16 protein-coding genes and 1 pseudogene are annotated in these 17,108 nt (G+C 38.2%); 14 read left to right on the forward strand and 3 right to left on the reverse strand.

The annotated features are described in order from the left end of the window. Positions 1 to 135 precede the first annotated feature (135 nt). Both ICI50_RS02840 and ICI50_RS02845 read left to right on the forward strand, forming a co-directional pair. Positions 136 to 339 carry a hypothetical protein gene (locus ICI50_RS02840; protein WP_013853703.1) on the forward strand — a complete coding sequence of 68 codons (204 nt, stop codon included), beginning with the start codon at positions 136 to 138 and terminating at the stop codon, positions 337 to 339. Positions 340 to 348: 9 nt separating this feature from the next. Further along, a pseudogene (locus ICI50_RS02845) lies at positions 349 to 981 on the forward strand (GyrI-like domain-containing protein). Between the two features lie 60 nt (positions 982 to 1,041). Here ICI50_RS02845 and ICI50_RS02850 read toward each other — a convergent pair. After that, positions 1,042 to 1,467, reverse strand: coding sequence for a hypothetical protein (locus tag ICI50_RS02850; RefSeq protein ID WP_236694816.1), 426 nt, complete (start codon positions 1,465 to 1,467; stop codon positions 1,042 to 1,044). Between the two features lie 43 nt (positions 1,468 to 1,510). On the opposite strand from ICI50_RS02850, the gene ICI50_RS02855 reads away from it, so the two are divergent. The 3 genes from ICI50_RS02855 to ICI50_RS02865 are packed head-to-tail and all read left to right on the forward strand — an operon-like array spanning position 1,511 to position 3,709. Continuing rightward, complete coding sequence (locus ICI50_RS02855; protein WP_013853705.1) at positions 1,511 to 2,404, forward strand: peptidase dimerization domain-containing protein; 894 nt, start codon at positions 1,511 to 1,513, stop codon at positions 2,402 to 2,404. Between the two features lie 2 nt (positions 2,405 to 2,406). Next, entirely contained in the window at positions 2,407 to 3,225 is an 819-nt protein-coding gene (locus ICI50_RS02860) for a DUF3100 domain-containing protein (protein ID WP_056941165.1), read from the forward strand. After that, positions 3,218 to 3,709: a hypothetical protein gene (locus ICI50_RS02865; RefSeq protein ID WP_013853707.1), complete on the forward strand. Its 492-nt coding sequence runs from the start codon at positions 3,218 to 3,220 to the stop codon at positions 3,707 to 3,709. Before ICI50_RS02860 ends, ICI50_RS02865 begins: the two co-directional genes overlap by 8 nt. 116 nt (positions 3,710 to 3,825) lie before the next feature. Here the strand turns inward: ICI50_RS02865 and ICI50_RS02870 are convergent, their stop codons facing one another. Next, complete coding sequence (locus ICI50_RS02870; RefSeq protein ID WP_188891905.1) at positions 3,826 to 4,110, reverse strand: HU family DNA-binding protein; 285 nt, start codon at positions 4,108 to 4,110, stop codon at positions 3,826 to 3,828. Positions 4,111 to 4,441: 331 nt separating this feature from the next. On the opposite strand from ICI50_RS02870, the gene ICI50_RS02875 reads away from it, so the two are divergent. The 4 genes from ICI50_RS02875 to ICI50_RS02890 all read left to right on the forward strand — a co-directional run bounded on the left by ICI50_RS02875 (position 4,442) and on the right by ICI50_RS02890 (position 8,962). Next, positions 4,442 to 5,740, forward strand: a complete 1,299-nt coding sequence (locus ICI50_RS02875) for an extracellular solute-binding protein (RefSeq protein WP_056941166.1) — start codon at positions 4,442 to 4,444, stop codon at positions 5,738 to 5,740. Between the two features lie 121 nt (positions 5,741 to 5,861). Continuing rightward, positions 5,862 to 6,680, forward strand: a complete 819-nt coding sequence (locus ICI50_RS02880; protein ID WP_013853709.1) for a triphosphoribosyl-dephospho-CoA synthase — start codon at positions 5,862 to 5,864, stop codon at positions 6,678 to 6,680. Positions 6,681 to 6,773: 93 nt separating this feature from the next. Beyond that, positions 6,774 to 7,862: an ATP-binding protein gene (locus ICI50_RS02885; RefSeq protein WP_056941168.1), complete on the forward strand. Its 1,089-nt coding sequence runs from the start codon at positions 6,774 to 6,776 to the stop codon at positions 7,860 to 7,862. Between the two features lie 56 nt (positions 7,863 to 7,918). Further along, positions 7,919 to 8,962, forward strand: coding sequence for an FMN-dependent dehydrogenase (locus ICI50_RS02890; protein WP_013853711.1), 1,044 nt, complete (start codon positions 7,919 to 7,921; stop codon positions 8,960 to 8,962). Between the two features lie 51 nt (positions 8,963 to 9,013). Here ICI50_RS02890 and ICI50_RS02895 read toward each other — a convergent pair whose 3' ends face one another. Beyond that, positions 9,014 to 9,871 carry an RluA family pseudouridine synthase gene (locus tag ICI50_RS02895; protein WP_188891907.1) on the reverse strand — a complete coding sequence of 286 codons (858 nt, stop codon included), beginning with the start codon at positions 9,869 to 9,871 and terminating at the stop codon, positions 9,014 to 9,016. An 89-nt stretch (positions 9,872 to 9,960) separates the two neighbouring features. On the opposite strand from ICI50_RS02895, the gene ICI50_RS02900 reads away from it, so the two are divergent. From ICI50_RS02900 to ICI50_RS02920, 5 genes are read left to right on the forward strand one after another with little or no spacing between them, the layout of a single operon-like run. After that, positions 9,961 to 12,018, forward strand: a complete 2,058-nt coding sequence (locus tag ICI50_RS02900; protein WP_013853713.1) for a PBP1A family penicillin-binding protein — start codon at positions 9,961 to 9,963, stop codon at positions 12,016 to 12,018. Between the two features lie 18 nt (positions 12,019 to 12,036). After that, on the forward strand, positions 12,037 to 12,390 hold the full coding sequence (locus ICI50_RS02905) for a YlbF/YmcA family competence regulator (protein ID WP_188891909.1): 354 nt from the start codon (positions 12,037 to 12,039) through the stop codon (positions 12,388 to 12,390). An 8-nt stretch (positions 12,391 to 12,398) separates the two neighbouring features. Then, positions 12,399 to 13,616: a metallophosphoesterase family protein gene (locus tag ICI50_RS02910; RefSeq protein WP_013853715.1), complete on the forward strand. Its 1,218-nt coding sequence runs from the start codon at positions 12,399 to 12,401 to the stop codon at positions 13,614 to 13,616. Then, positions 13,597 to 16,095, forward strand: a complete 2,499-nt coding sequence (locus tag ICI50_RS02915; RefSeq protein WP_188891911.1) for an ATP-binding protein — start codon at positions 13,597 to 13,599, stop codon at positions 16,093 to 16,095. The genes ICI50_RS02910 and ICI50_RS02915 overlap by 20 nt, the downstream gene beginning before the upstream one ends. Beyond that, the gene (locus ICI50_RS02920; protein ID WP_013853717.1) at positions 16,088 to 17,065 is read left to right on the forward strand and encodes a 3'-5' exoribonuclease YhaM family protein; all 978 of its coding nucleotides are present in this window, start codon (positions 16,088 to 16,090) and stop codon (positions 17,063 to 17,065) included. The genes ICI50_RS02915 and ICI50_RS02920 overlap by 8 nt, the downstream gene beginning before the upstream one ends. Positions 17,066 to 17,108 lie beyond the last annotated feature (43 nt).

Consider the following 17,108-nt stretch of genomic DNA (forward strand, 5'->3'; position numbering starts at 1 on the left):
AAGTAAATACTGTTCGTGAGTAGCTAATGCTGATGGACGGTATTTTTTTGCACTCAATTGAGTGAGCTATCAGGGAAGTGTAGAATAAAAGATAATATTAATAAAATGAGCAGTTAAGAAAGAAGAGATATAGATATGAGTAAATACCATCAGCTGTGGCAATATATCAAGGATAACAAAAACGGTGACTTTGAACTTTCTTTTGATGAGATCGAGAAAGCAGCAGGATTGCCAATCGATCATTCATTTTTGCGTTATAAAAAAGAATTGCTTGATTACGGGTTTGAAGTGAAGAAAATTTCACTCAAGAATAAGACAGTTAAGTTTCATCAGTTATAGAGGCAAAGTATGGCTTACGATTTTAAAAAAGAAGAAAAGTAATTTTATCGTCCGAGTAAGAAGCCTGAATTAGTTGATGTTCCCTCGATGAAATTTCTAGCTGTTCAGGGCAAAGACAACCCTAATAGTGCAGACGGTGAATATCAATATGACCTTCAGTTGCTTTATAGCTTAGCTTATACGATTAAAATGAGCAAAAAAGGTACACATAAAATCAAAGATTATTTTGATTTCGTTGTTCCGCCATTAGAGGGCTTTTGGTGGCAAGACGGTATTGATGGCGTGGATTATAATCATAAGGAGAAGTTTAACTTCATTTCATGTATTCGAATGCCGGAGTTTGTGACTGATGATGTTTTTGATTGGGCAAAAAAGAAAGCTACGGCTAAGAAGAATTTAGATTTTAGTTCAGTTAAATTAATGACGCTGGCTGAAGGAAAATGCGTCCAAATTATGCACGTTGGTAGCTACGATGATGAACCAGCAACGATTGAGAAGATGCACGAATTCATTGATAATCATGACTTAACCTTGGACTTTTCGAAAAAACGACGTCATCATGAAATCTATCTCTCGAATCCGCAACGTACTAAGCAAAAGAATTTAAAGACGATCATTCGCTTGCCAGTAAGAGAAAAATAATTAAGAAGAAATCAAAAGGCCCAGCCGTAGTGTAGCTGAGCCTTTTTTTGAGATTAAAAATTAAGCTTGATCCATAAAGTCTTTTAATTTATCAATGGAGAATTGATCACCATAATCCTGTTTTAGTCTGTTTAAAATTTGTTCATTGCTACCGCCAAAGTCTCTTAATGCAGTAATCAGTTTTTTAATGTCAGAGATAGTAGCATTTGTAAAGCCTTTTTGTATACCCTTTTGCATACCTTTCTGCATACCTTTTTCTTCGGCTTCTTGTTCTTTTTCCAGCATTCTAGTTTCGTAGTCGATCATTTTGTCCCTCCATTCTGGATCTTCGTTCATGTCCTTGATCCGTGTTTGAATTTCGTCAAAAATTTTGTTCAAGTGGACAGGCCGGTTGTTGATTAGGTCAACTAACCCCAATTCATCGGCACTTTCTCCATTGGGAATACCTTTGCCATTAATTATAATTTTTTCTAGCCCGTCCTGCAATTGCTTAGCCTTGTTGTGGTCCTCGTAAGTGTGGTAAGTATATTTGATTCGACCCTCACCTTCTGAAGAATTTGTAGATCTGGACTGGCGGCAGAAACAAAAAGATGAGGGGAAGCTAACTTATTATGGTGGCAAACAAGAAGCTATTAAACAGGGAGTTTTTGATGATATAGATTATTGCGTTTCAGTACACGCTATTGGAGAACAATTTAAAAATCGTACTATAGAACTTAATTGTGATTTAGCAGGCTTTAATTTTAAGTATTTTGATTTTTATGGGAAGGCAAGTCATGCGGCCTTTGCGCCAGAAGCTGGAGTAAATGCTCAAAGTATTGCCACATTGTTTACAACAGCACTTGCTATGCAGCGTCAGCAGCTTAAAGATCCTAATCGAATTCGCTTTAATCCTGTAATGATTGGTGAAAATACTGAATCAATTAACGTAATCCCTGATCATGTCAAAATGGGTTCTGATCTAAGATTCTTTAATGTGAATTATGCTCAAACAATTATGCAGCATTTTGATAATGCGGCTAAAGGATGTGCTCTAGCATTAGGCGGGCAAGTTGAGATTAATACGCAAGTAGGCTATTTACCGCTACATTCAAATCGTGATATGAATGCGTTGGTTAAAAAGACGTTTGAAGCGGATGATAGAATACCAGACCTAATTGATGATCGTGGCTATACGATGGCAGCTGGTGATATTGGTGACGTAGGCTTTCTGATACCCACTATTCAAATCGGTTATGGCGGCTGGAAAGGAACTATTCATGGTTCGGACTTTAAACTAATTAATCCTGAATTTGTACTAAAAATTTTCCCAGAGTTTGTGTTTAATAGTGTACTAAATATTTCGCATAATTTAGAAAAGGTAAAGTCTTATCGACATAGTAAAGAAGAGTATTTGCAAGCTCTAGAGGGGATGGAGAAATAATAATGAAGTACATTAAAAACTATGGGCCATTAATTTTGCTGGTTCTGTTGATTGATCTAATAGCTGAAATGATTGGGATGCAAATTTTTTCATTAGGTAAAATAGAAGTTTCAATTTTGCCATTGGTGTTTGCCGTAATTTTCGCTATTTTAATTTATTTAATTCCTTGGCATCCCATTAAACGCTTATATAATGACAAGCGAGTTAAATTCGCAGGCAAATATATGATTTTAATTATGTTGTCATTAATGGCTCGCTATGGTGCTAACGTAGCTCCTAAGATTAATGAAATCCTCTCAGTAGGCTGGGTATTTTTAGTGCACGAACTGGGTAATTTAGGGACAATTCTCTTCGGCTTGCCTGTAGCGTTGTTTTTAGGATTAAGACAAGAAGCAATTGGTTCAACATTGGGGTTAGGCAGAGAAGGAGAGTTAGCTTATATTAGTGAAAAATATACCCTTGATTCACCAGAAGGACGAGGAGTATTAGGAATCTATTTGATTGGAACTATCTTTGGTTCAATTGTATTTTCGATTTTAGCTCCTTTATTGTTGGGAATGGGCTTTAGCTATAAGGCCGTTGCGATGAGTTCCGGCGTTGGTTCTAGCTCGATGATGACAGCTGCTTCAACGGCTTTGGCTGCGATTGTGCCCGACCATAGTGAAACTATTTTATCTTTTGCGGCCGCAAGTCAATTGTTAACAAGCTTCATTGGCACATACATTATGTATTTCTTGGCCGTGCCCTTGCAGAAATTCATGTATATTCACATCACGCATTTGTTAGATCATAAAAAAGAGGAGTATCCAGAACATGATTAGAGAGAATAACTTTTTTAAATTGGGTCGCGATGCATTAATTTTAGCATTAAGCGTTAGTTTAGTACTTTTTGTTCAATGGATAAAGTTATTGAAAAATTCGAAAAGTACGCCTATTACAACGGATACTTTCATTGGATTAGGTCTATTATGGTTGTTTTCTCTTTTGGGGATTATCATTAGCATGTTAATGAAAAGAATGCCTTGGAAGATTGTTCAAGGTTTTCCGATTCTAGGTTGGGTTTCAATTGTATCGTTAATTTTTTGTTTAATCAGTTCGTATTGCGTTAGAGTAATTAATGCCGTTGACTTTTTATCTTTGACTACTTCGGTATTAGCTTTTGCAGGCATTTCCGTCACTTATCAATTGAAGGATTTAAGTAAAATCTCTTGGAAGATTTTGATAGTTGCTTTATTTGTATTCTTCGGGATGTACTTCATGGATGCTCTAATATCACAGATTGCCCTTAATTTAAGTGGAAAATAAACAAGAGACTAGATTCTACATGGAGTCTAGCCTCTTTCTTTGACTTACTGAGGTTAATTTTCTATTAATATAAAAAAGCCACGAGCTATTCTCGTGACTTCTTTAAGTAAAACAAATTACTTGTTAACTTCAGCCTTGAAAGTCTTACCTGGCTTGAATGCTGGAACGTTAGTTGCAGCGATTTCAATTTCTTTGCCAGTTTGTGGGTTGCGACCCTTACGAGCAGCACGGTGACGAAGTTCAAAAGCACCGAAACCAACCATTTGAACCTTGTTGCCTTCAGCAACGTTGCTCTTAACAGTTTCGATGTAAGCGTCTAAGACATTGTTGATGTCGCTCTTAGTAGCATCAGTCTTTTCAGCAATTTGGTCTACTAATTGTTTCTTAGAAATAGTTTCCATGAAATATACCTCTTGTCTCATAAAAAATAGGGAGTCTGATTCATCGAAACAAGGCAATATTCGCCTCGTATCAATAAAGACCAGTATCTAGGTTAACAGAAAAAGCCTCTACTTAAAAGTATAAAGTTACTAATTTAACAAAGAAATAATTTTTCATGGAAAGAGTCTAAATCTTAATCGCTGTAGACTTAAGGGGGTTTGATTTTGAATTAGTCATGTCTGCAATACCACAATTCATCTCTAACTACAAGATGTTGTATCTAAAATTATTTGTGCTACAATTCTTAGTGCTTTGAATTTTAGAATTTAGTTTTTGGAGGAATGTCTTTTGATGAAAATTGGTAAAAAGTTAATCACATTCGCGGTAGCTGGTCTGGCATTAGTAGGTACCGCCGCTTGTTCAAAAAATACAGGAAATTCTGATGCTGATGAAAAGATTCCCGCTAAGATTAACAAGAAAACGTCAATTGTCTTTTGGCACGGGATGCACGGTGCGCAAGAGGCAACGCTTAAGCAATTGACTAATGAGTTCGAGAAGAAGAATCCTAATGTGAAGGTTAAGCTTGAAAACCAAGGCTCATATATTGACTTGCAAGGCAAGTTAACTTCAACCATGCAATCACCCAAGAACTTGCCTACTATTACCCAAGCTTACCCAGATTGGCTGTATAACGCCACTCAAAATAAGATGCTGGTGAATTTGACCCCATACATTAATAATAAGAATGTAGGTTGGGGCAGTGCCCAGAAGTCTGGCATTAGAGCTGAGCTTTTAGATGGTGCCAAGATTAAGAATACCCAATATGGGATCCCATTTAACAAGTCGATCGACATTTTGGTTTATAACAAGACCATGTTTAAGAAATATGGCATTAAAAAGGTGCCAGCAACCATGGCTGAGTTGAAGCAAGTTTCTGAAACTATTTATCAAAAGAGTCACCACCAAGTTGTAGGTGCCGGCTTTGATTCCTTGGCTAACTACTACACTTTAGGCATGAAGAACGAAGGCATTAATTTTACCGATAAAATTAACTTTACCGGTTCTGCTTCTAAAAAGGTAATCAATTACTACGCTGATGGAATGAAGAAGGGCTACTTCAGAGTTGCTGGCTCAGAACATTATTTGTCAGGTCCTTTTGCTAATGAGAAGGTCGCAATGTTCATTGGTACTTCTGCTGGTGAAAGTTACGTTAAGCAAGGCATTGGCGGCAAGTTCGAATATGATGTTGCTCCTCGTCCTGGTAAATACACGATGCAACAAGGTACAGATATCTACATGTTTAGTCAAGCTTCAACTATGCAAAGAGCAGCTGCCTTCAAGTACATGAAGTTCTTGACTTCAGAGGCCTCACAGCTTAAGTGGGCTAATAAAACTGGCTATATCCCTGTAAATACTAAGGCAGTAACTACTAAGCAATATGTTGATAATAAGAACATTAAGTTACCAGCTAAACTTAGCCAAGCAATGAAGCACTTGTACAGTGTTCCAGCTGAGAAGAATTCTAATGCTGCATACAATCAATTGAACAGCATTATGCAAAATATTCTGTCTGCTGCACAAAAGAAGCAAAATGTTAATAATCAAAGCGAAGCAGGCAAGCAAAAGTTTGATGCTGCTTGGAAACAATAGAATATAGTAAAAACAGCTTTGCGAAAGCAAGGCTGTTTTTTATTGGTGCTACTGACGGTGATAAATTGAATAAATGATAAAATAAAATCAAGATCATAATTAAATTTAGAAAAGGATAAATATGACACCATTTGAAATTGCGCAAAATGCTGAAAAGGCACTTTTATATGAAGTTGTAACTAATCCTAAGCCGGGGTTAGTTGATCCTGCCGATCGTGGCCCTCATCCCGATATGAATGTTTATTTGTTTGTCGATAGCAGTTTGAGTTTAAGAAAATATTTTGTCCAAGCGGCTAATATTGGCAATAATTTTAATGGAAAAGATTTACGGCAGATGTTTAATTTGCTACGGCAAGTTGGCATTAAGGCTGAAAAAAAGATGTTTACGGCAACTCATGAAGTCAACACGCATAAGGGTGCTATTTTTTCACTAGGCTTATTTGTATGTGCTAGTGCTTATTGCCAAAATCATACGGCAGATGAATTTACTGTGATTCAAAAGATGACGCAAGGATTAGTTGAGCATGATTTAGGGCAAAAAAGTGAGACAGCAGGAGAAAAGCAATTTTTGCAATATGGTAAAGGTGGCGTGAGGGCAGAAGCTGAGGCGGGCTATCCTTTAGTACGAGATGTTGCTTTACCATTTTTAATGCACACGACAGGTGATTTAAATGCACGTTTATTAGATACCTTAATGAAGATTGTGAGTGAAATTGAAGATTCCAATTTAATTAAACGAGCAGGAAATATTGAAGTAATTGCATGGGCGCATCAACAAGCTAAAAAATATTTAACCTTGGGCGGCTATCAAACTGAAGCTGGAAAGCAATTTATGTTGGAACTGAATCAGACCTTTAAGGAAAGAAATTATAGCTTGGGTGGCAGTGCTGATTTGTTGATTATTACGATTTTTATGGCGTTGCAGAAAGAAATTATTTAATGGGTCTGTTTTGCTTTTACATTTAAAAGGATTTAAAATAAAAATAGACATTTAAAAGAATTTAAAGAGAATTAAAAGAAAATGGAGACAAAAATGAAGAATCCATTTAATCCAACTTTTGGCGATGTTCCACAAATTTTCTTAAAGAATAATGCTGATAGTGAACTTCATAAAATAATTAATATGATTGTTGACAGTGATTATGCACGTTCCATTTTTATCACTGGCGTTCGTGGAATGGGTAAAACTTCATTGATGATGAGCGTTTCGGAATATTTTGAAAAAAATAGCGGTTATTATATAGTTGATTTGATAAATAAAGAAGGAATAGTTAATTCATTAGTACGGTTATTAGCTAGTCAAGTAGGTTCTCAGCTTCAAAAAACTTTACGTGATATTACTGCTTTTTCAATAGATAGTCCTTTAGGTGGTATTAGCATTAATAAGCACAATGAAGCATCTAATATTGATGTTGCGTTAAATGAATTAATGGCAGGAATTGAAAAACAACATAAAAGAGTATTAATTACTTTGGATGAGGTTGATAATAGTAAACCGATTAGAGACTTTGTTCAGATTTTTAGTTCATTGAAGCGCAAGAAGTATCCAGTATATTTAGTTATGACAGGTCTGCCAGATTTAGTATTGAACTTGCAGAATGATGATAAGCTTACTTTTTTACTGCGGTCAGATAAGGTAGTAGTTAAACCGTTGCAGAAATTAGATATTTTTAATACTTATCTTAGAATATTTAAGTGTGATTCCAATGTGGCGACTAGAATGGCTCAGATGACTAAGGGCTATTCTTATGCGTTTCAGCTTTTAGGCTATCTGTTGTTTGATCATGTTCAAGATCAAGTACCAAATATGGTAGATGTTGACGCTATTGCACCAGATTATAAAAATTATTTGTACAATAATGCTTATCAGAAAATTTTTGCAGAAATGTCTGATATGGATAGAAAATATTTGTATGCAGTTTGTGGAAACCATAAATTAGATGAAGTTGCAAAAATTATGGGTAAAAGCAATGTATTTGTAGCGCAATATCGGCGTCGAGCACTAGAAAGACATCTGATTGTACCGACGAAATTAGGTTACGTCTCTTTTACTTTGCCATATTTTGAAAATTATCTTAATGAGACTAAAAATGTGGATTCAATTTTTTATTTAGGCTATTAATTAGTAATTTTTAATAAAAGATTAAGAAACTATAAAGTATTTCAGAAAGGATTTTTATGAATAATAAAGAAAACGATGCATTAACTAGTGCTTCTGAAACTATTGATGTCAGTTCTGGTTCATCTTTGATGGAAACGGAAAATAAAAATGAAGAAACTTCAAGTCCTTGGCCTGGTCCTAAAGGAATGATTCCGGTCACTAGTGGTAAGGCAGACGATGCAAATGTTCATAATCGGGTCTTTTTGGATAATATTTTGGTTGAAATGCGGGTAATTGACTCTGTTGAGCCTGATTTAAGCACGACAATTTTAGGCAAAAAGTATGCATCCCCGCTTATGCCAGCTGCAGTATCGCATTTGAATAAAGTCTTAAGTGATCAAAGTAGAAAACCAATGCAAGAAAAAGCGGTTGCCGCGCGCAATATGGGCTTGCTTAACTGGATCGGCATGGAAACTAATGAAGAATATGGCGAGATTATCAAACAAGGTGGCGATACTATTCGGATCATTAAGCCATTTGCAGATCACCATAAGATTTTAGATGAGATTCAATTCGCTGAAAAAACTGGTGCCGTTGCTGTGGGGATTGATATTGATCATATTGCTGGCAAGAATGGCAAGTACGATGTAGTTGATGGCATTCCGTTAGGCCCAATAACCATGGAAGATCTAAAACAATATGCAGCAAGTACTAAGTTGCCATTTATTGCTAAAGGCGTGTTGTCAGTTTCTGATGCGCTCAAGGCAAGGCAAGCTGACTGTAAGGCAATTGTGGGTTCGCACCATCATGGTCGTGTTCCATTTGGTGTTCCACCATTATCTGTCTTACCAGAGATTAAAAAAGCTTTGCAAGGTAGCGGGATGGAAATCTATGCCGATGGCTCATTAATGAGCGGCTATGATGCCTATAAGGCTTTGGCAATGGGTGCCGATGCCGTGTTAATTGGACGCGGAATTTTATCGGAATTGTTAAAGAATGGTACTAAGGCAACCGAAGATAAGCTGAAGAAGATGAATGAACAGTTAGCCGAGATGATGATGTATACCGGCATTAAGGATACGAAATCATTTGATTCTAGTGTATTGCATTATCAAAAATAATAAGTCGAGAAAAAAACAACGTAGTCTAGAGGATAAGGCTACGTTGTTTTTTTACAGTTGAATTTTTTCTTCTGGCAGTTTAGCATCTAATTTTTCAAAAGAAAAGGGCTTAATCAGTGAGATCTCATAAGCGTCTAGCGCCAGCTCTTCACCGGCAAAATTCGGATTGTATAGCGGATCGCCAATGATTGGCGTACCCAGGGATGCAAGGTGCACGCGAATCTGATGAGTACGGCCTGTTTCCAGCGTCAGACGTACGATTGCACTTCCGTCATAGTTTCTTTTTAACACTTGATAATGAGTCACGGCATGTAAACCATCAGGAGTAATCATTCTTTTTCTTTGATCATCAGGATCATGTCCAATTGGCTGATCAATTGTGCCTTGGTTCTCTAGTTTATCTGCATGATCAACCTTAGCTAAATAATCGCGGTGAAAAGTTTTGTTTGTTAATTCACGATTTAAAATAGGTACGACCGCTGGATTTTTAGCGATTAATAATAAGCCGCTAGTAAGCATGTCTAGGCGGTGAACGATGTAGGGACTATATCCTAGATAAGTAGCGCAATCGTTTAAGGCCGTAGTAGTTTCGTCTAAATTAGGGTGCGTCTTTTGCCCCTTCTTTTTGTTGATAATTAATAGATTCTTATCTTCATAGATTACATCAGGCAATTTGCCGTTGGCAGGATATTTTTGTTGAGCAGATTCGACTTGATCTAAAACAATGTCTATTTGATCACCGGGGAAAATTTCTTCATTAAAATAGCGATATTCTCCATTTATTTTTACATTTTGCTCAATTCGCAAATAGTGGCGCCACTTTCTAGGGATTAGCAACTTGCGTAAAACGTCGTTAACAGACATTGCCGCAAGATTTTTAGGATAAAAAAGTGTAAAATGATAAACCATAAAATTTTCCTAAGTCTCTTTCAATTCTAAACACGTGTTTTTACAATGTGATACAATTTTCTTGTTTCTAATTATAAGGAGCAATGTTAATGAATAACGACCAACCAAGAAAAAGCTTTTTTAAAGATAGATGGCATCGCTTTGATAATCGCTTTTTCATCGGACGATGGATTATTTTAATCCTGCTCACTCTCATTTTTTTAACTTGTACATATTATACAATTAAAGTTAAGACATCGAATATTTCTAATTTAAAGGCAGCGTTGTCAACGACAACGACTATTTATGATTATAAGGGCAAAAAGGCAGGCTCACTGTATTCGCAGAAGGGATCTTTTGTCGAATATAACCAGATCTCGCCTAATATTAAAAATGCCGTAATTTCAACAGAAGATCAGACTTTCTGGAAAAATCCCGGTTTTAGTATTAAAGGGATGGCTAGAGCAGCCTTGAGTTTGGTGATTCACCACGGACAAGTTACTGGTGGTGGGTCAACGCTAACGCAGCAACTAGCAAAGAATTCTTTATTAACGCAGCAGCAGACTTTCTCACGGAAGCTAGAAGAATTGTTCTTTGCTATTGAGATTAACCATGTTTATTCTAAAAAAGATATTCTGACGATGTATCTGAATAACGCCTACTTTGGCAACGGAGTATGGGGCGTGCAGGATGCTAGTCGCAGATATTTTGGCAAGAATGCCAGTCATGTGACGGTAGGTGAAGCGGCTACTTTAGCGGGGATGCTGCGTAATCCTAGTTTTTACAATCCCGTTGACCATATGGGTAATGCCTTGTCGCGGCGTAATTTAGTATTAAGCTTGATGGCCGATAATGGTAAATTAACTGCTGCGCAAGCTAAGGCTTATGCTAAGCAAGGTTTGCAGCTTGAGAATACTTTTAGAAATAAAGATGGCTACCGTTATCCTTACTTCTTTGATGCTGTGGTTGACGAAGCCATCAGTAAGTACGGTTTGACTGAAGAGCAGGTAATGAATAAAGGACTAAAAATTTACACGACTTTGAGCCAGAATTATCAAGGCCGTTTGCAAAATACCTTTGAAGAAAGCTGGCTCTTCCCTCAAGACGGGACTGATGGTACGGCTTGTCAAGGAGCTAGCGTAGTCATGGATCCAGGAACTGGTGCTGTGCGTGCTGTCGTTGGTGGTCGGGGCAAACATGTCTTTCGTGGTTATAATCGGGCAACGCAGATGAAGCGTCAGCCTGGTTCATCCATTAAGCCACTAGCAGTTTACGCGCCAGCTTTGCAAAATGGCTATCACTATGATTCGGAATTATCGAATAAATTGCAAAAATTCGGTAAAAATAATTATGAACCGCATAACGTTGATAATAGCTATTCTAACAAGATTCCAATGTATGAGGCCTTGGCTCAAAGTAAAAACGTGCCTGCAGTATGGCTCCTAGATAAAATCGGGGTAAGCAAAGGTGTTCAATCGGTAGAAAACTTTGGCATTAAGGTACCTAAGAGCGACCGCAATCTTGCTTTAGCTTTAGGTGGTTTATCTACCGGTATTTCTCCTTTGCAGATGGCTCATGCTTATTCGGCTTTTGCTAATAAGGGAAATTTGCCAAATAATTCTTTCTTTATCACTAAAATTACAGATGCCAGTGGTAATGTTTTAGCCGAGAATAACAATCCAGGCACGCATCGCATTATCTCCGAAAATACTGCTAAAGAAATGACTACCATGATGTTGGGCGTCTTTACTAGTGGTACGGGTCAAGCCGCTCAGCCGAGCGGTTATCGAGTAGCCGGTAAGACTGGCTCAACCGAGGTACCTAATTCTTATGGCTTTGGCACTAAGGATCAATGGATTGTCGGTTATACTCCCGATGTCGTCTTAGCTACTTGGGTCGGCTTTGACCGGACCAATAAGCAGCACTTTATGCAGGGAATTTCTGAAACTGGCATAACGCGACTGTATAAGGCAGAGATGGAAGGAATTTTGCCATATACTGCGCAAACGCAATTTACTGAGAAGTCACCGGGACAAATTATCAAAAATAATGGTTCGAACTTCGACTGGACCGGCGGTTTAGGAGAAAAAATTCAAGATGGCTTAGGTTCTGCGGGACAGAAGATCAATGAATGGTATAATGATGTCAAAGGGCTTTTTGGCCAATAAAATTTAGGAGGACCATGAATGGTTAATATTTACGATTCAGCAGCTAACCAATTAGCAGAAGACTTAACGAAGACAGAACAATACAAGGCTTTAGCAGATGCTATCAAGGCCGTGCAAGCTGATGAAGAAAGTTCAGCATTGTTCAAGAAGATGGATGAATTGCAAACCAAGATTTTGCAAGCTCAACAATCGGGTAAGCCAATGGCTAAGGAAGATCAACAAGCTTACCAAGATCTGAACGGTAAGGTGCAAAAGAACGAAAAGATTGTTTCACTTCTTAAGACTGAACAAGACTTGTACAATCTGCTTGGTGATGTGCAAAAGACCTACACTAAGCCAATTAATGATCTTTATGAAGATCTTAGAAATTAAAATTCGCGATGAAATTTATTCACTTTGCAGATGCGCACTTAGATAGTCCATTTCGTGGGCTATCTTTTTTGCCATCTAAGGAATTTAACCAAATTTATCAAGCAGCCGATCAATCATTAACGAGAATCGTTGATCTGGCGCTAAAGGAAGATGTTGATCTAATTTTAATTGCGGGCGATACCTTTGATAGTGATCAACCGTCGCCGCGTGCGCAGCTATTTTTTGCTGAACAGATTAAACGCTTGACCGATCAACAAATTCAAGTGGTTATGATTTTTGGTAACCACGATCATATGAAAAAAGAAGACTTGTTGGTCAGTCCAAGTCCATACTTCAAATTACTGGGTGCTAACGAAAAAGTTGAAAAGTCTACTTTTACTACCCAAAGTGGTTTTGCTTATGATGTAGTTGGCTTTTCATATTTAAATAATCATATTACTCGCGATATGATGCCGGATTTTTCTGAAAAAGGCTCTAATTATACTTTTGGCTTAATGCATGCTCAAGAAAAGGAAAATGATAGCCACAAGAATGTTTATGCTCCATTTACGGTCAGTGAAATTAAAGAATTAAACTATGATTATTTTGCTTTAGGTCATATTCACGCGCGCAACAATTTATCGACTGCTCCTTGGATTGTTTATCCGGGCAATATTCAGGGCCGGCACATTAATGAGATGGGCGAAAAGGGATGTTACTTAGGTAAGATTGATGAAAACAGCAGAAAGACAACAATCGAATTTAAGCAAACCGGCCCAATTGTTTGGCAAAGTCGTGCAATCAATCTTGAGGCAGCGATTAGTAAAAATGATTTGCAGGCTAAGATTATCAATAGTTTGCAGGCTGAGCAAAAGTCGTATTTTAGTTTGCAGATTAAAGGTGCACAATATCTAACTGCTGAAGAACGGGAGCTAGTTCAGGATTCTGATTTTTGGCAAACTGTTTCCATGAATTTAGCTGCTGGGTCTCAATTAGTGGATGTTCGCTTTGAGATTAATAATAGTCTTGAATTAAATGACAGTGATCAACAGGCTTTTGACCAAGCAAAAGGTGAAATCTTTACTAGTGCAGAATTTAGCCAAATTGTTAAAGACTGGCAGAAGAAAGATCCGTTAACTGAAAAATTGGCGGCTGATCCCGATTTTATTGAAGCTGTTAAGCAATTGACCGAGGTTAAGCTAATGAGTAAATTGAAAGGAATTACCGATGAGACTGAAACAAATTAAAATTATCAATTTTGGGCAGTTCTCCAATAAAACTTTTGATTTGCCTAGCGACCAATTGGATGTTTTCTTCGGTGCAAATGAGGCGGGTAAGAGTACGACCGTTGCCTTCATCAAGCAAATTCTGTTTGGTTTTCATTTGCGCAGCAATTCATCACCCTTTTTTGAAGACTACACGCCACTAGCTCACGTTAGTCCGATGGGCGGTAGTTTAGTTTTTACTGCGGCTGACGGTGAATATGAATATGAGCTGGAACGCCTTTATGCCAAGGGTGACAAGACTAAGTGCGGTATTTTAACCGTTAAAAAAGACGGCCAGGTTGTGCCAGAGAGCGTCTTTTTTGATCAAATTCAGAATATCGACGGTTCGTTTTATGCCGATAGCTTTATTTTTAACCAAGAGATGCTGGGGCAAGTGACCAGCTTAAGCCAGGCGGATTTACTAGAACGTATCTATTACCTAGGCGCAGCTAATAGTAGCCAATTGTTACAGTTGCGTGATGATTTTGCCAAAGATGCTGGCAAGCTGTTCAAAAAGACGGGTAAGAAGCCAGAAGTTAATCGTTTGTTAAAGCAGATGACGGATGACCGTGAACATTTGACGGCTACGCAAGCGGAATTTAGCGATTATGAACAATTAGACCAGAAATTTTCTGCTCAAAAAGAGATTTTACAAGAAAAGCAGTCGATTTTAGCCAAATTGCAAAAACAAGAACAAAGTTTGCGTGATTTGCAAAAAGAACTTGGTAATTATCAAAATCTGCTTGATTTGCAAAAGCAGGTGAAAGATGTTGCTTTTGATGGTGAAAATTATCAAAGAGCTCAGGACATCATGGCGCAGGGCCGCAACTTGCAGAAAACGATTGAATCTCTGAAAGAGCAGCTAACGGAGTTAACTGATTCAAGTGAAGATTTGACTGCTGCTAAAGAATTGATCCAGCAGAAGCCACAGCTTTTGCAATGGCAGGCAGAATACAAGGCTTGTCTGCAAAAGGGCAAGCAGTTAAAGCAGGAAAAAGAACAGCTTTTGACTTTGACGCCGGATATTGAACCATTGCTGGGCTACGATCAAGCGCAGATTAAGCAACTGCAAAATGATTATCTAGCTTTGCCCAAGCAGGTGGATAGTGCGCCTCAAGTTAATAACACTAATAATAAGTTCTGGTATGCAGCTGGTGCTGTTTTCGCTGTAATTGGGCTGATTATAATAATTACAATGGGCATGGTTGGAGTTGCCGCTTTGAGTGCGGGCTTTATCTTTTTGATTATAGGATATAGTAAAGCCAATCAACAAAAAGCAAGTAATGCGTCAATTTTGCAGAAGCAGCAGTTAGCTCAAAGTAAGCGGGAAGATTTTAAGCAAAAGTATGGTCTAAACTCAGATACTCTAGATCTGAATAATGTTTTAACTAATTTAGGGCAGTATCATTTAAAAGAAAGTGCCGAGGCTGACAATAACGAGCAAATAAATGAGATTAATCAAGAAGTGGCTCAACTATCCACGGCAGTGCAAAACACGTTAAAACAGCCTGTAGAAAATGATTTTACGGCAGTTTTGACTGCCCTGGATGAAGTTGCCAATCACGTTGACAGTATTCAAGCCAGCCAGCAGAAAAAGGCTAGCTTAACTGCATCTCTCAAGCAGGATGAGCAAGATCTCAAAGAACTGGGATTAAAACTTAAAACCATATTTGCCCAAGCCAACGTTGAAAATATGGCAGGCTACGATGAGCTTTATCAAGAGTCACTCCGTCAGGCTAAGATTAAAACGCAAGTTAATACCTTAAAGGAAAGCTTAGGGCAGGACTTGGCTCAATTAAAAGAACTTAATGCTTCTGAATTACTGCAAAAACTGCATAAATTGGACCAACAAATGGAAGCTGCAACCAGTGAAATTAGCACTGCTCAACAAGAACTGGCTCAATTGCAGGTTAAATTAAATAATTTGGCCGATTCAACGGCTGTCTTTCAGGCAAAGCAGGATCTCGCCAATACTGAAACTAATTTTATTAATAGCAGCAAAGAATACTTGGCTGATCTCTTAGCTTCAACTTGGATTAGTCGTTCGCTTGATATAGCCTCTAACGAACGTTTTCCTAAGATGATTGCGGCAGCACAAGAATATTTTGCATTGCTCACCGGTGGTCGTTATACTGGGATTGATTTAGCTAAAAAGTTGACGGTTATTCGTCACGATGGCAAGAAGCGTGAAGTGAAATACTTGTCGCGTGGTACGGCAGAGCAGTTGTACTTTGTCTTGAAGTTGGCCTTTATTGAACAGATTAAAGACAAAATTAATTTGCCAATCTTAATTGATGATTCATTTGTGAACTTTGACGATCGACGCGTCAGCTATATTGAAAAGCTGCTCAAGAGGATTAGCGAAAATAATCAGGTATTGATTTTTACGGCCCAAGAGAAATTGGTCGACCAGTTGCAAATCGAGCCGTTGACTTTTACGAAAGGAACCCAAAATGCTTAAAAGATTGTTAGACTACAACGATGGCGAAGAAATGGACATTGTTGTTTTAATTAAAAATTTGCAATTACGGCACAATAAGAAAGATAATCTTTATTTAGCGATGCAATTTGGCGATGGTTCTGGTGAAATTCGCGGCAACTATTGGGATGCTAATCATCAGGATGCGGCCACTTTTAGCACGGGTACGATTGTGGAATTGAACGGCAAACGCGAGGAATATCAAGGTCGTCCGCAAATTCGGATTTATAGCTTGCGCGTGGTAGGACCACAAGAAGGCTATGAGCTTGATCAGTTCGTGAAATCTGCGCCGGAGCCAATTGACGAGATGAAAAAGGAAATTAATAGCTTTCTTGCACAGGTGCAAAACCCAACTTGGAAGTCGATTGTGGAATATCTGCTTAAAAAGTGGGGCAAGCGTTTCTACGATTATCCAGCTGGCAAGAGCAATCACCATGCGGTTCGCGGCGGGCTGGCTTTTCATACATTGTCGATGTTGAGGGATGCAAAGGGCCTGGCAGATAATTATGAACAAATTAACCGGTCGCTCCTTTATGCGGGATGCATCGTGCATGATATGGGCAAGGTCTTAGAATTATCTGGTCCAGTTGCTACGCAGTATACGGCAGAGGGTAATTTAGTCGGTCACTTGGTTTTAATTGATGAGCAAATTATGCTAGCTGCGCAAGATTTAGGGATTGATCTTGAGTCAGAAGACCTGCTTTTATTGCGGCATATGGTTTTGTCGCATCATGGCCGCTTTGAATATGGTTCGCCCAAGTTGCCAGCACTCTTAGAAGCGGAGCTGCTTCACCGAATCGATGATTTGGATGCGGCAGTTTACGCGGTAACGAATGCTTTGCAGCATACACCGAAGGGCGAATTCACTGAGCCGCTTTCGAGTCAGGAGAATAAACGATATTACCGTCCGAAAAATGATCCAGCTTTAGATCATTCACATCATTTAGAATAAGAAAAAATGACTGCGAAAATGTATTGCAGTCATTTTTTAATAA

Origin of the sequence: Lactobacillus kefiranofaciens (genome assembly GCF_014656585.1) — a bacterium.
Classification (GTDB): domain Bacteria; phylum Bacillota; class Bacilli; order Lactobacillales; family Lactobacillaceae; genus Lactobacillus; species Lactobacillus kefiranofaciens.